This window comes from Roseateles sp., assembly GCF_044373315.1.
Taxonomy (GTDB): domain Bacteria; phylum Pseudomonadota; class Gammaproteobacteria; order Burkholderiales; family Burkholderiaceae_C; genus JACDQM01.
In genome coordinates, this window is record NZ_JBILQK010000089.1 from 1 (window position 1) to 12,874 (window position 12,874).

13 protein-coding genes are annotated in these 12,874 nt (G+C 66.0%); 6 read left to right on the top strand and 7 right to left on the bottom strand.

The genetic code is table 11. The features are described 5' to 3' along the window. Positions 1 to 123, top strand: a 123-nt coding sequence (locus tag ACIQ67_RS16320; protein WP_143329487.1) for a transposase, incomplete at its 5' end; no start/stop codon positions are given. A 65-nt stretch (positions 124 to 188) separates the two neighbouring features. After that, complete coding sequence (locus ACIQ67_RS16325) at positions 189 to 317, top strand: hypothetical protein (protein ID WP_397535434.1); 129 nt, start codon at positions 189 to 191, stop codon at positions 315 to 317. A gap of 16 nt (positions 318 to 333) precedes the next feature. Here the strand turns inward: ACIQ67_RS16325 and ACIQ67_RS16330 are convergent, their stop codons facing one another. Beyond that, positions 334 to 453, bottom strand: coding sequence for a cyclomaltodextrinase N-terminal domain-containing protein (locus tag ACIQ67_RS16330; RefSeq protein WP_397535435.1), 120 nt, complete (start codon positions 451 to 453; stop codon positions 334 to 336). Further along, positions 450 to 2,018, bottom strand: coding sequence for an alpha-amylase family glycosyl hydrolase (locus ACIQ67_RS16335; protein WP_397535436.1), 1,569 nt, complete (start codon positions 2,016 to 2,018; stop codon positions 450 to 452). Before ACIQ67_RS16335 ends, ACIQ67_RS16330 begins: the two co-directional genes overlap by 4 nt. A 139-nt stretch (positions 2,019 to 2,157) precedes the next feature. Between ACIQ67_RS16335 and pulA the strand changes: the two genes are divergently transcribed. Continuing rightward, positions 2,158 to 4,947: a pullulanase-type alpha-1,6-glucosidase gene (gene pulA, locus ACIQ67_RS16340; RefSeq protein WP_397535437.1), complete on the top strand. Its 2,790-nt coding sequence runs from the start codon at positions 2,158 to 2,160 to the stop codon at positions 4,945 to 4,947. Between the two features lie 230 nt (positions 4,948 to 5,177). Further along, positions 5,178 to 6,224 (top strand): tetratricopeptide repeat protein, encoded by a 1,047-nt coding sequence (locus tag ACIQ67_RS16345; protein WP_397535438.1) that lies wholly within the window; start codon positions 5,178 to 5,180, stop codon positions 6,222 to 6,224. 5 nt (positions 6,225 to 6,229) lie between these two features. Here the strand turns inward: ACIQ67_RS16345 and ACIQ67_RS16350 are convergent, their stop codons facing one another. The 5 genes from ACIQ67_RS16350 to ACIQ67_RS16370 all read right to left on the bottom strand — a co-directional run bounded on the left by ACIQ67_RS16350 (position 6,230) and on the right by ACIQ67_RS16370 (position 11,066). Further along, on the bottom strand, positions 6,230 to 6,553 hold the full coding sequence (locus ACIQ67_RS16350) for a YkgJ family cysteine cluster protein (RefSeq protein WP_397535439.1): 324 nt from the start codon (positions 6,551 to 6,553) through the stop codon (positions 6,230 to 6,232). A 19-nt stretch (positions 6,554 to 6,572) separates the two neighbouring features. Beyond that, complete coding sequence (locus ACIQ67_RS16355; RefSeq protein WP_397535440.1) at positions 6,573 to 8,030, bottom strand: serine/threonine protein kinase; 1,458 nt, start codon at positions 8,028 to 8,030, stop codon at positions 6,573 to 6,575. Positions 8,031 to 8,041: 11 nt separating this feature from the next. Continuing rightward, entirely contained in the window at positions 8,042 to 8,797 is a 756-nt protein-coding gene (locus ACIQ67_RS16360) for a metallophosphoesterase family protein (protein WP_397535441.1), read from the bottom strand. A 104-nt stretch (positions 8,798 to 8,901) separates the two neighbouring features. Continuing rightward, a complete protein-coding gene (gene argF / locus ACIQ67_RS16365; protein WP_397535442.1) occupies positions 8,902 to 9,864 on the bottom strand; it encodes an ornithine carbamoyltransferase in 963 nt (320 codons plus the stop codon). Further along, entirely contained in the window at positions 9,861 to 11,066 is a 1,206-nt protein-coding gene (locus tag ACIQ67_RS16370; protein ID WP_397535443.1) for an aspartate aminotransferase family protein, read from the bottom strand. Before ACIQ67_RS16370 ends, argF begins: the two co-directional genes overlap by 4 nt. Before the next feature lie 240 nt (positions 11,067 to 11,306). Between ACIQ67_RS16370 and ACIQ67_RS16375 the strand changes: the two genes are divergently transcribed. Next, a complete protein-coding gene (locus ACIQ67_RS16375) occupies positions 11,307 to 11,636 on the top strand; it encodes a DUF3579 domain-containing protein (RefSeq protein ID WP_397535444.1) in 330 nt (109 codons plus the stop codon). Between the two features lie 274 nt (positions 11,637 to 11,910). Next, positions 11,911 to 12,732: an alpha/beta fold hydrolase gene (locus tag ACIQ67_RS16380; RefSeq protein WP_397535445.1), complete on the top strand. Its 822-nt coding sequence runs from the start codon at positions 11,911 to 11,913 to the stop codon at positions 12,730 to 12,732. Positions 12,733 to 12,874: the final 142 nt, after the last annotated feature.

A 12,874-nucleotide genomic window follows, 5' to 3' on the forward strand; every position in this document is an offset into this window, starting at 1 on the left:
ACCAGCGTCGTCGAAGGCATCAACAACACGATCAAGGTCATCAAGCGACGAGCCTATGGCTACCGCGACGAGGAGTACTTCTTCCTCAAAATCCGAGCCGCCTTCCCCGGAAATCCTCGATGAACCTTTTTTTTCGCGCCTTGGCGAGGTTTTACGACCGAAGTTGAGATCCGCCGGCAGCTCAGGCCATGGCTGAGCAGAACGAAGCAGGACCGCCAACGCGGCTGCAGGCGCTGGCGATCGATCCTCTGGCCTTTGTGCTTGCAGGCATGCGCGGGCAGCGAAAGGCCCTCGAAGTGCTGGCCTTCGCCGCCTGAGCCTCGCAGCCAGCGCTCAATCCGGCTGCAGGCTCTGCGCGGCGATACCCGGGCCGTGCAGCATCAGCCGCAGCTCGGGCTGGCGCATGCCGACCCACCAGGAGGCGGCTTCGATGCGCGAAAGGGGCTGGCTCATGGTGAGATCTTCAGCACCGTGACTGATTGGCGAGGCAGGCTGAGCTGCAGGCGGCCACGGCCGTCGGCGCGCAGTGCGGGCTTTGCCGCGGGGTAGGCGCTGAGCCAGCGGCTGCGTCTGGGCAGACCAGGCACCGGGTGCTCGACGGCCTCGCCGTAATTGATAAGCACCAGCACGCGCTCGCGGCCCAGCAGGCGCTGGAAGCGCAAGACCTGACCCTGTGCCTGGGCTTGCCGGTAGCTGCCGCGCGCGATGGCAGGCAGCTCGCGGCGCAAGCCCAGCATGGCCTTGTAGAAGTTCAGCAGCGAATCCGGATCCGCCGCCTGCGCGGCGGCATTGTGGGTGGCAGCATTGGGGGAGAGCGGCCGGAACGGGGTGTCGCTGGTGCTGAATCCGCGGATGTCGGCGCTCCAGCTCATCGGTGTGCGCAGCGGTTCGTCACCGGGCAGGCCCTTGACGCCGGCCATGCCGATCTCCTCGCCGTAGTAGATGAAGGGCGTGCCCGGCATCAGCAGATAGCTGGCCGCGGCCAGCTTGTAGCGGGCCTCGTCGCCAGCGAGCTGGTCCCAGATGCGCTCGCCGGCGAAGATGTCGTGGTTGGCCAGCATGGTGGCCATGCTGGTCGGGGCGCTGCGGAAGTAGTCGGCCACCGCGGCCACCGCGCCGCTGTCGCCGCGCGCCGCCTGCATGATCTGCCGCTCCAGGCCGAAGGCGAAGGCGCTACCGCAGACTTGCGGACTTGCATACACCGTGGGCTGAGCCGTCGCCTCGCACACCACATGCCGACCGGGGTAGCTGCGGATCAGGCGGCTGAAGCGCTGTGTCAGCTGGCGGCTCTGCGGCTGATCGTTCCAGTCCTTGGCGCTGTTCTCGACCAGATGCGGCACGGCATCGAGCCTGAAGCCGTCCAGGCCGCGTTCCAGCCAGAAGCGCAGGCTGTCTTCGTGGTACGCCACGACGGCCGGATTGCGCATATTGAAGTCCGGCATATGCGGGCCAAAGGTGGCGAAATAGTGGCTGCCCTGGTGCTCGTACCAGGGGTTCTTGCCCCAGATATCCCAGCCTTGCGGTGCTGACTCTTGCCAGACGAACCAGTCGCGCCAGGGGCTGCCCTGGTCGGCTGCGGCTGACACGAACATCGGGTGGCTGTGGGCGCTGTGATTGATGACGTAGTCGATGATCACGCCGATGCCGCGCACATGGGCCTGGCGAAGCAGTTCGTCGAAGTCGGCCAGCGTGCCGTACTGCGGCTCGATGCTGCGGAAGTCCGTGGTGGCGTAGCCGTGGTCGCGGTCGGCGCTCGCGGTGATGGGCATCAGCCAAAGACCGCTGATGCCCAGGTCTTTCAAGTAGTCCAGGCGCTGGATCAGGCCGCGCAGATCACCGATGCCGTCGCCGTCGCTGTCTTGGTAGGCGCGCACGAAGACCTCCATGAAGGCACCGTGCTGCCAGCCCGGTTTGGGGGCCGCGCTGCCGCTGGGAGCCGCTCCGGCGGCTGCCGCCGCCAGCGCGACCAGCAGGGCGAACAGCGGCCGCAGCAGTGGGTGCATCTGGACTGTGTTCATTGTCTTGAATATGTAGCAAAGCTACTTTGTTTTCCTGTCATTGCTCTTTAAGCATAGGTTATCCAAGAGTGTTAGGGAATTCGCTGTCGATCAGAGTATGTAGTTTGGCTACTATTTCCGGATCAATCTGGAGCGATACATGAGAAGAGGACTGCACGCCGCGGCCTGGCTGCTGGGCCTGGGCTTCGCGCTGTTGCCGCAGGTCGGGCTGGCGAGCACGGGGGCCGCCGAACTGCTGGCCGCCTGCAATGCGGCGCCGGCCAGCAGCACGCTGCAAGCTGAGCAGCACGGGCTGCCCGCCGATGCGCGCGCGGTGTGGCTGGACGCGCGCCGGATCTACTTGCCGGCAGCCCGGAGTGACGGCCGCTATCGGCTCTACCACTCCGCCGCCGGCCGGCTGTCCGCGAAGGCTGGCTCGGCGGTGCAGGGCATCGATGCGAGCTGGGGCCTGCGGGTGCAACCCGGCGGCTTGCCCCCTGCTCTGGCAGCGCGCTTCGGCTATCTGGGCGAGGGACAGGTGCTGGTGCTGGACGCAATTGCGGCACGGCGCCTGCCCGACATGTTGCGCGGCCAGCTGATGTTGGTGCAGGAAGATGCGCGGGGCCTGGTGCAGCAGGCCACCGCCACGCAGCCCGCCGCCGCGCTGGACAAGCTCTATGCCCGTGCCGGGCAGGTGCACGATCTGGGTGTCAGCCTGCCGCGTGCAGCGGGGCAGCCGCAGCAGCGTCATACCCAGTTCAAGCTCTGGGCGCCAACAGCGCACGACGTGACGCTGTGTCGGTATGCCGCTGGGCACGGGTCGGCCCTTGCTGCTTTGCCGCTGCGGCGCGATGCGGCCACCGGCATCTGGTCGCTGCGCCAGCCGGCCGATCTGAGCGGCAGCTACTACAGCTATCTGGTCGAGGTGCAGGTGCGCGGTGTGGGGCGGGTGCGCAACCGCGTCACCGATCCCTATGCGATCAGCCTGACGACGGACTCGCGGCGCGCCTACATCGCCGATCTGGGTTCTCCGGCGCTCAAGCCGGCGGGCTGGGATGCGTCCGATAGTCCCGCGCGCGTCGCCAGCAACGTCGACATGTCGATCTACGAGTTGCATGTGCGCGATTTCTCCATCGACGACGCCTCGGTGCCGGCACCCAAGCGTGGCAAGTACCAGGCCTTTGGCGTCAGCGATTCAAACGGGATGCGCCATCTGCGCGCGCTGGCCGAGGCGGGACTCAGCGATGTGCACCTGCTGCCGGTGTTCGATCTGGCGACGGTGCCCGAGGCCGACTGCCTGACGCCAAGCGTCCCGGACCCTGCGCAGACCGGCCCGGCCAGTGAGGCGCAGCAGGCCGCAGTGATGGCGGTCGCCGCGCGTGACTGCTTCAACTGGGGCTACGACCCGCTCCACTTCAATGCGCCGGAAGGCAGCTTCGCCAGCGACCCGTCCGACGGCGCGCGACGCGTGATCGAGCTGCGCGAGCTAGTGATGGGCCTGCACCGCGCCGGCCTGCGCGTGGGCATGGACATGGTCTACAACCACACCTCGGCCTCAGGGCAGCATCCGCAATCGGTGCTGGATCGCGTCGTGCCCGGCTACTACCAGCGTTACGACGCCAAGGGCCAGGTGGAGCGCTCCACCTGTTGCGACAACACAGCCACCGAGAACCTCATGATGGCCAAGTTGATGAGCGACTCGGTGCTGCTGTGGGCGCGCGAGTACAAGATGGCCTCCTTCCGCTTCGATCTGATGGGGCACCAGCCGCGTGCCGCGATGGTTGCGATGCAGCAGCGCCTGCGGCGCGAGCTGGGCCGCGAGGTGCAGTTCATCGGCGAGGGCTGGAACTTCGGTGAAGTGGCCAATGGCGCGCGCTTCGTGCAGGCTTCACAGCTTTCATTGAACGGCAGTGGCATCGCCACTTTCAGCGACCGAGGTCGTGATGCGGCACGGGGCGGCAGCGCCGGTGATGGCGGCGCGGCCATGGTGAGCCGCCAAGGCTGGCTCAATGGCCTGTACTACGCGCCGAACGCGCTGGGCAGCAGTGCCAGCCGCGAGGACTTGCTGAAGGCCGCCGATCTGGTGCGCGTCGGACTGTCTGGCAGCCTGCGCGGCTTTGCGCTGCAGACCCATCAGGGTCAGGTCTTGCCGATAGCGCAGATCGACTATGCCGGCCAGCCGGCCGGCTATGTGGCGCAGCCTGGCGAGGTGGTGAACTATGTGGAGAACCACGACAACCAGACGCTGTTCGACACCCTGGCGCTGAAGCTGCCGCGGGACACCTCCCGCGAGGACCGGGCACGTGTGCAAGTGCTGGGCCTGGCACTGACGGCCTTCAGCCAGGGCGTGGCCTACTTCCATGCCGGCGCCGAGATCCTGCGCAGCAAATCGCTGGATCGCAACAGCTACGACTCGGGCGACTGGTTCAACCGCCTGGACTGGACGCTGCAGGACAACCACTTCGGCACTGGCCTGCCGCCGGCGCCCGATAACGCCGCGCACTACGACATCTTCCGACCCGTGCTGGCCGATCCCTCGATCAAGCCGGAGCCTGCCCAGATCCGATGGACGCGCGACGCCTTCCTGGACCTGCTGCGCATCCGCGCCAGCTCCAGCCTGTTTCGGCTGAAGACTGCCGATGAGCTGCAACGCCGGCTGCGCTGGCACAACACCGGGCCGCAGCAGCAGCCGACGCTGATGGCGGCGGAGCTGGACGGGCGCGACCTCGAAGGGGCGGGCTTCCAGCGCCTGATTTACTTCATCAACGCGGGCCTGGGCAGCGAGCGACTGCAGCTGGACTCGGCGCGCGGCCTGCCGTATGAGCTGCATCCGGTGCACCGTGCGGCCGCGGCAGCTGACCGCCGGCCCGCGGAAACGGCGGCCTTTGACAGCGCGCAGGGGCGCTTCAGCATTCCGCCGCGCAGCGCGGTGGTGTTTGTGCTGCCGTAGCCGGCGATCGCATGGGTCTGGCGTTCCGCGCGGCACTGGTCAGGCCGGCGGCCCGGTGATAACTTCCGTTCCATGCGTTCTTCACTGTGGAGGCCAGCGTGAAGCTGTGGTGTCTGCTGTTGACTGTCTGGTGTGTCGCATTGCTACAGGGCTGTGCCTCGTCCGCCCCACCGCTCTCGCAGACGTCCGGCTTGTTCAGTGATGGGCTCTTTGCACCCGCCCGAGCTCCTATGTCAGCGGAACAGGTGCTGGCCATGAGCCCGCAGATGCAGGACTACCTGCAGCACGAGATCGTGCCGCAGGTGCGCCGCATTGGCGCGCGGCAGGCCCTGCTGGATTCGCTGTACACGCGCAGTGCGCTGCAGCTGGAGTACGACGCCCAGCACACGCGCACCGCGGCCGAGGCCTTCGACGCGCGACGCGGCAACTGCCTTTCGCTGGTGCTGATGACCGCAGCGTTCGCCAAGGCCTTGGATCTGCCAGTGCGCTTCAATTCGGTTCATGTCGAGGAGCAATGGCGGCGCAGCGGCCGGTTTGATGTGTTGAGCGGGCATGTCAATCTGACCTTGGCGCGTGCGCCGGCCGATCGAATTTCAGCCAGTGCCGTTTCGGATCTCTGGACGATTGATTTCTTGCCAGCCGCTGATCTGGTGGGTCAACGCAGCCGTGAGATCAGCGAGCGAACGGTGCTCGCGATGTTCTTCAACAACCGTGCGGCCGAGCAGATGATGCAGGGCCAGCTTGATGAGGCTTACTGGTCGGTTCGCGCTGCGCTTGCGCACGACCCGCACTTCGTCGGGGCTTACAACACGCTCGGCGTGATCTACCGGCGCCATGCTCAGCCGGTGCTGGCAGAGACGGTGTTTCGCTACGTGGTGGGTCTGGAGCCCAACAGCCCGGTGGGACTTCTTAACCTGCAACTGGTGCTGCGCGACCAGGGGCGCGTTGACGAGGCGGGCGCCGTCGCTGAACGTCTGGCCAAGCTGAAGTCTGACCCGCCCTACAAGTTCTTTGACCTGGGCTTGGCTGCCTTGCGGGCCGGCCAGTTCCAGGAGGCCAAGCGTCAGTTCAGGCGCGAGATCGAACGAATGGCCTTTGTCCACGAGTTTCACTTCAGCCTGGCGCTGGCGCATTACGCCCTGGGTGAACTCGACGACGCGAGACAGCAGCTAGCCTTGGCGCGCGAGTACAGCGTGACATCCCAGGATCGCCTGCAATACGACAACAAGCTGGCGATCTTGCGCGGCGCGCGCTCAGGCGCGAAGGTTCCGGGTTAGCTCACTCAGAGCGGCGCGAGCCCGTGGCGCCGCCGCGCACGGTTGCAGGCCTCGTCGCCAATGCCCAGCGGCGCGCGCAGGCCGAATTCGCGGCAGGGGGAGGGGCGCCATTCATAGATGCCGCAGCTGGCCTGCTTGCCGACCGTGCCGACCAGGGCGGCACAGCGCGGGCTGGAGTGGTCGGTGCCGCGCATGCGGCACAGGCCGGGCAGTAGATCGATGGCCAGTCCATCGGGCACGGTGCCGCCTTCGCTGAGCAGCTCTTCGCGCGCGAAGTCGACTCGGAAGGTGGCGCAGCAGGCGCCGCAGCTGATGCAGGGATTGCTCATGGCGCGGCAGTGTAGGGGCTTATTCGCCAGCCGCGCGCACGACGGTGACCGAACACTCCGACTCGGCCACCACCTGGGCCGACACGCTGCCCAGATAGCGGCGCAGGGCCGAGTTTCCGCGGGCGCCCATCACGATATGGTCGACGCCGGTGCGTGCCGCGAAATCGATGATGGCCTTGGCGGCGTCCGGTGCTTCGAGCACATGGAAAGTCAGGCGCCCGTCCTCAAGGTTGAGAGCCTTGCTGATGGGGCGGGCCCAGTGCTTAAGGGCGACCAGCTGCTTGACGTGGACGCTCTTGCCCTCGTGGTCGGTCAGCTCGTCCATGCCGATACGGGCAACGCGCATCACGCTGACGCAGGCCAGCCGGGCGCCGGGCTCGGTCTGCACGATGCGGCGCACGGTCTCACGCAGCTGCTGCTGTAAGGCCGGGGTGGCGCCCTGGGTGTCCACGGCCGCCATGATGATGGGGCTGCGGGCAAGCTGTTCGGTGGCCGAGGACTGTGGCGAAGGCTCAGCACCCATCGCGAAGAACCAGCGCTTGAAGCGCTTGACCAGGCCGCTGGTGTGCATGCGCTCGGCGCGCGAGGTCAGCGTGATGCCTTCCGGATGCCTCAGGTCCAGTGCCAGCTGCGCGGCGCTCTGGTAGCGGCGCTCGGCCTTGACTTCCAGGCAATGCAGCACGATCTCCTGGAACCAGGGCGGGATGTCCGGGTTGATGGCGCGCGGCGGCACGGGTTCGACAAACAGCCTGCGGCGCAGCCCGCGCACGGACACCGGCTGGCCGAACGGCCGCTCGCCGGTGGCCAAGTGATAGAGCATCACGCCCAGCGCAAACAAGTCGCTGCGCGGATCGTTGCGCACGAACTGCACCTGCTCGGGCGACATATAGGGCCCCGTGCCCATCGGCAGTGAGAACTCCTCTTCGAGCAGATCGGGCAGATGGTCGTGGCGAGACAGGCCGAAGTCCACCAGCACGGCCGTGCCGTCGGGGCGGAACATGATGTTGCTGGGCTTGATGTCCAGGTGCACCAGATGCTGGCGGTGCAGGTCCTGCAGCGCGTCAGCCACGCGGGCGCCGATGTCGACCACCTCCGCGAGCGGTAGTGGGGCCTCGTCCAGGCGCGGGCGCAGTGACGTGCCGTCGATGCGCTCCATCACGATATAGGCCTGTCGGGTCCAGTCGCCCCGTGCGACGAATCGGGGCACATGCTTGCCCTTCAGGGCAGGCATCAGCATCTGCTCGACCTCGAAGCCGACGATGGTTGCCGGGTCCTCGCCGCCCATGATGCGTGGCACCTTCATGATCAGCGGCATCTGCGGATCGGCTTGCGCATCGACTCGGGTGACGCGCCACAGGTATGCCATCCCGCCCTGGTGCAGCTTCTCCTCAAGCCGGAAGCCATCCAGCACCAGCCCGGGTTCCAAGGGGCCGCTTGGCGGCAGGTCCTGGCGGGAATCTCGGGCTTGGTCTGGCATGCTGGGCACCCTCACGTTCCTTGATTGAGGCGATCAGCCAGCCTTTGTGCGACGGCTGCCGGCAAGCCGCTGGCCAGGATGCGCGCTGCTGCAGCCTCGTGGTCGTAGGGGATGCGCTGAAAGCTCAGCAGGGCGGTCTGCGTGTCGAAGCGCGCGTAGCAGGCGGCGGGGTTGCCGTCGCGCGGCTGTCCGCAGGCGCCGGGTACGACCAGCCATTGCCGGTTGGCCATCAGCGGGATCTCGATGCCCGGCACCGGCGTGAATTCGCCGGCCTTGCCGGTGCCGGAGAGGTGGTAGAGCATGGGATCATGCATATGCCCGCAGAAGGTGTAGGTGCTCTGCGTGGCCTGCATGCTGCGCACCGCCTCTGCGCGCCCCTGGATGTATTCGAACTCGGCCGGCGCAAAGGCGTTGGCGTGCACGAATAGGCAGTTGTGGCGCTTCACGGTCAGCGGCAGCCGTGCGAGGAAGTTGAGTTGTTCGGCGTTCAGCTGGCTGCGAGTCCACTCCACAGCCAGACGCGCATCCTCGCGCATGCTGGGTAGGGCGCCTTGCGCGACGGCCTGATCGTGGTTGCCCATGACGACGATGGCGCCTTCGCTCACCAAGGGTTGCAGCGTGTCCAGCAGCCAAGCGGGGTCGCCACCGTAGCCGACGAAATCACCCAGCAGCGCCAGCTGGTCATAGCCCCAGGCGCGTGCATCCGCCAGCACCGCCTCGAACGCTTCGCGGTTGGCATGCAGATCGGTGATCAATGCAATCTTCATGATCCGAGCATGCTACAGGCGACTGACAGCAGGCTGATCGCAGCCGCTGCCGTCCCCGGGATTGCCTGCGCTTACACGCCCGCTGGCGGCACGGTCTTGGGGCGTCAGCCGATGCGGCCGAGCAGCAGGTACTCCATCAGCGCCTTCTGGACGTGCATGCGGTTCTCCGCTTCATCCCAGACGACGGACTGGGGCCCGTCGATCACCTCGGCGCTGACTTCCTCTCCGCGATGAGCCGGCAGGCAGTGCATGAAGAGCGCGTCGGGCTTGGCCGCCGCCATCATCTCGGCGTCGACGCACCAGTCGGCGAACGCGTTGCGACGGGCTTCGTTCTCGGCCTCGTAGCCCATGCTGGTCCATACGTCGGTGGTCACCAGATCGGCGTCACGGCAGGCTTCCAGAGGGTTCTTGAAGACCTTGTAGCACGCCGCATTCTTGATGCCTGCAACGGCCGGGTCGATCTCGTAGCCGCTGGGTGTGCTGACATGCACGGTGAAACCGAGGATCTCGGCCGCCTGCAGCCAGGTATTGGCCATGTTGTTGCCATCACCCACCCAGGCGACCACGCGGCCTTTGAGGCAGTCCATGTCGATCGCGCCACGGCGGTCCATGCCGCGCTGTTCGATGAAGGTGAATAGGTCGGCCAGGATCTGGCAGGGGTGATATTCGTTGGTCAGGCCGTTGATCACCGGCACGCGCGAGTGCGCCGCGAAGCGCTCGATCTTGGTCTGCTCGAAGGTGCGGATCATCACCACATCGACCATGCGGCTGATCACGCGTGCGCTGTCTTCGATGGGCTCGGCGCGGCCGAGCTGGCTGTCGCCGGTGGTCAGGTGCACGACCGAGCCGCCCATCTGGTACATGCCGGCCTCGAAGCTGACCCGGGTGCGGGTGCTGGCCTTCTCGAAGATCATCGCCAGCGTGCGGTCGGCCAGGGGCTGGTAGCGCTCGTAGTTCTTGAAGCGGCGCTTGATGATGGATGCGCGCTCGAACAGGTAGCCGTACTCTTCGGCGCGGAAGTCCTTGAACTGCAGGTAGTGGCGCATCAGGCTGTCTCCGGGCTTCATGGCGTCGGTTGTGACAGGAAGGCTTTGACCAGCGGCGCGAGGATAGCCACGATCTGCGCCGCTTCGGCTTCGGTCAGGATCAGGGGCGGTACGAGGCGGATCACTCGGTCAGAGGTCACGCTCATCAGCAGGCCGGCTTCCAGCGCCTGGGCGAGCAGGGCGCCGCAGGGGCGGTCCAACTCGATGCCCAGCATCAGGCCCTGCCCGCGGATTTCAACCACGCCGGGCATGCCGGCGAACTCGCGCTCCAGGCCGGCCTTCAGTGTGGTGCCAACCTTGGCAGCGTTGGCCAGGAGGCCGTCTTCTTCCATGATGCGCAGCGTTTCAACGCCCGCGCGCATCGCCAGCGGGTTGCCGCCAAAGGTGGTGCCGTGGTTGCCCGGCTGCAGGATCTTGGCCGCGCGCGGGCCGCAGACCACGGCGCCAACGGGAACGCCTGAGCCCAGGCCCTTTGCGAGCGGCATCACGTCCGGCTGGATGCCGGCCCACTGATGCGCAAACCACTTGCCGGTACGGCCGATGCCGCACTGCACCTCGTCCAGCATCAGCAGCAGATCATGAGCATCACAGACGCGGCGCAGCGCCTGCAGGAACTCAATGCGCGCCGGGTTCACGCCACCTTCGCCCTGGATGGTTTCCAGGAACACTGCGGTGATATTGGGGTGCGCTTTCAACGCGGCTTCGACCGCGCCGATGTCGTTCAGCGGCACACGCACGAAGCCCGGCACCAGCGGGCCGAAGCCGGCATGGATCTTCGGGTTTGCGGTGGCCGAAAGCGTGGCGATGGAGCGTCCGTGGAAGGCGCCTTCGAACACCAGCACCTCCGGAGGCGTGATGCCGCGGTCATTGCCGTACTTGCGAGCGATCTTGAGCGCGGCCTCATTGGCTTCCAGGCCGCTGTTGCAGAAGAACACGTTCGAAAGCCCCGACAGTTCGCAGAGCTTGGCGGCCAGCGTCTCCTGCAGTGGCACGTGGAAGTAGTTGCTGGTGTGGATGAGCTTGCCGATCTGATCCTGCAACGCCGGCACCAACTTGGGGTGGGCGTGGCCCAGTGTGTTGACTGCGATGCCGCCCAGACCGTCCAGGTATCGTCGGCCGTTGACGTCCCAGACCCAGCAGCCATTGCCATGTGACAAGGCAACAGGCAAGCGGCCATAGGTGTGCATCACGTGCGGCTCGGACGGCAGAACAGGCGCGTTCATCAACTCTCCAGGTCAGGGTGGGGTAGGGCGGGACTTCGCCCGGCTTCGATCGATTCTAAGGGTCGACCCTGTGTCAATCCCGTGGCGCTGCGAACAATGCCGCGGCAATGCCTCGATGCGGGAGCTGCTTCGTGCTGCGACGCAACACAAGCAAGGCACAATAGGGGTCTCGCCAGCCACCGTTTGGCGCGTGCCGGTGCTTGTCCAGCATCCCGCCGGACCGAACCTGTCTTGACCCGTATGAGCTTGTCCCCCAAACCGCGCGAAGTGTTCATTCAGGGCCTCACCCTGGAAGGGCGCACGTTTCGTCCCAGCGATTGGGCCGAGCGTCTGGCGGGCGCCATGTCCTGCTTTCGTCCGGGCGGGGTCAAGGCAGGTCCCGGTGCGCATATCGGCTACTCGCCGTACTGCGTTCCGCGGGTCATCAATGGGGTCAAATGCGTGATCGTGAATGAAGCCCTCAAGAGCCTTGAGCCGATGGCCTGGGATTTCGTCATGAACTTCGCGCGCGACAACAATCTCCAGGTTGCCGAAGCCTGCCTGCTGCCCGACGGATCGTCCAAGACGTGAGCGGCACGGCCTGCGCGGACACCTGATTGGGTGACGAACGTCGCCTGGCTGCGACTGGCGCTTGCTGTTGTTGACATCTGTTGATAAAAGCTCGTACTTTGGTGTTCTTCGAGCACTTGCAGAGGGTGTGTGCTGCCTTGCCGGCCACGATGGCAAAGAATATTCATACGGGTGTCTGAATGGAGTGCGGGAACTGGGCCGGCTGGTATGACTCTGCGTTGGGGTGTGGCTTGCCGCGCGTCAGTCCCTGCTGCCCGTCGGAGGGTGTGCGGCGATGACTGTTGAGCGCGCAACTTGGGTCTTGCTGCGCGGCCTGGCGCGGGAGTGCGAGCATTGGGGGGAGTTTCCGGCCGTTTTTCGGCGGGAAATCGCCGCTCAGCAACCCAACGTCGAGTTGGTGCTGCTTGACTTGCCTGGGAACGGGCCGCTTTTTTGGCAAACCAGCCCGAGCCATGTGCCCGGCATCGTTGACGCCTGCCGAGCGGAACTCGTCAGACTTGGCAAGTCGGGGCCGTTCCATCTTTTGGCCATGTCCCTGGGTGCGATGGTCGCGTGCGACTGGGCGCAGCGATTTCCCGGGGAAGTCAGTGGCTCGGTGCTCATTAATACCAGTTTGCGACCGTACAGTCCGTTCTACCGGCGGGCGCGGCCGCCGGGCTACTGGAAACTGCTTGCGTCTGGGCTTGTGCGCCTGAACGCGCGCTGGCGGGAATCCAGGGTGCTGGCCTTGACCTCAAGGATGACTGTGGAGCGGGACTCCGTGATCGACACTTGGGTCGACTTGCAGCGCCGGCATCCGGTTGGGGTGCGGAACAGCCTGCGGCAGTTGGTGGCGGCAATGCGCTATCGCGCCAGTCGATTGAGGCCTGCGGTCCCCATGCTCTTGTTGTGCAGTCGTGCCGATGCGGTGGTCGACTGGCAGTGCTCGCAGGCCCTGAGTCGCGCCTGGGGTGTGCCGCTGCGCATGCATACCGAAGCCGGGCATGACCTGCCGCTTGATGATGCGCCCTGGGTGGCTCGCGCTGTATCTGAGTGGCTCAGTGTCCGGGCGATGAATGCGACAACTCCCGCTGCCATGCGCATTGAACTGGCCTGAATGAAATCAGGCGACCCAAAGTTGAATCGCAGACGCAATGGCAATGCAAAAGGCCCGCCGAGGCGGGCCTTTGCTTTGCACCTGGTCTGGGATTTTAGGCGGCCAGAGCCTTGATCTTGGCCGACAGGCGGCTCTTGTGGCG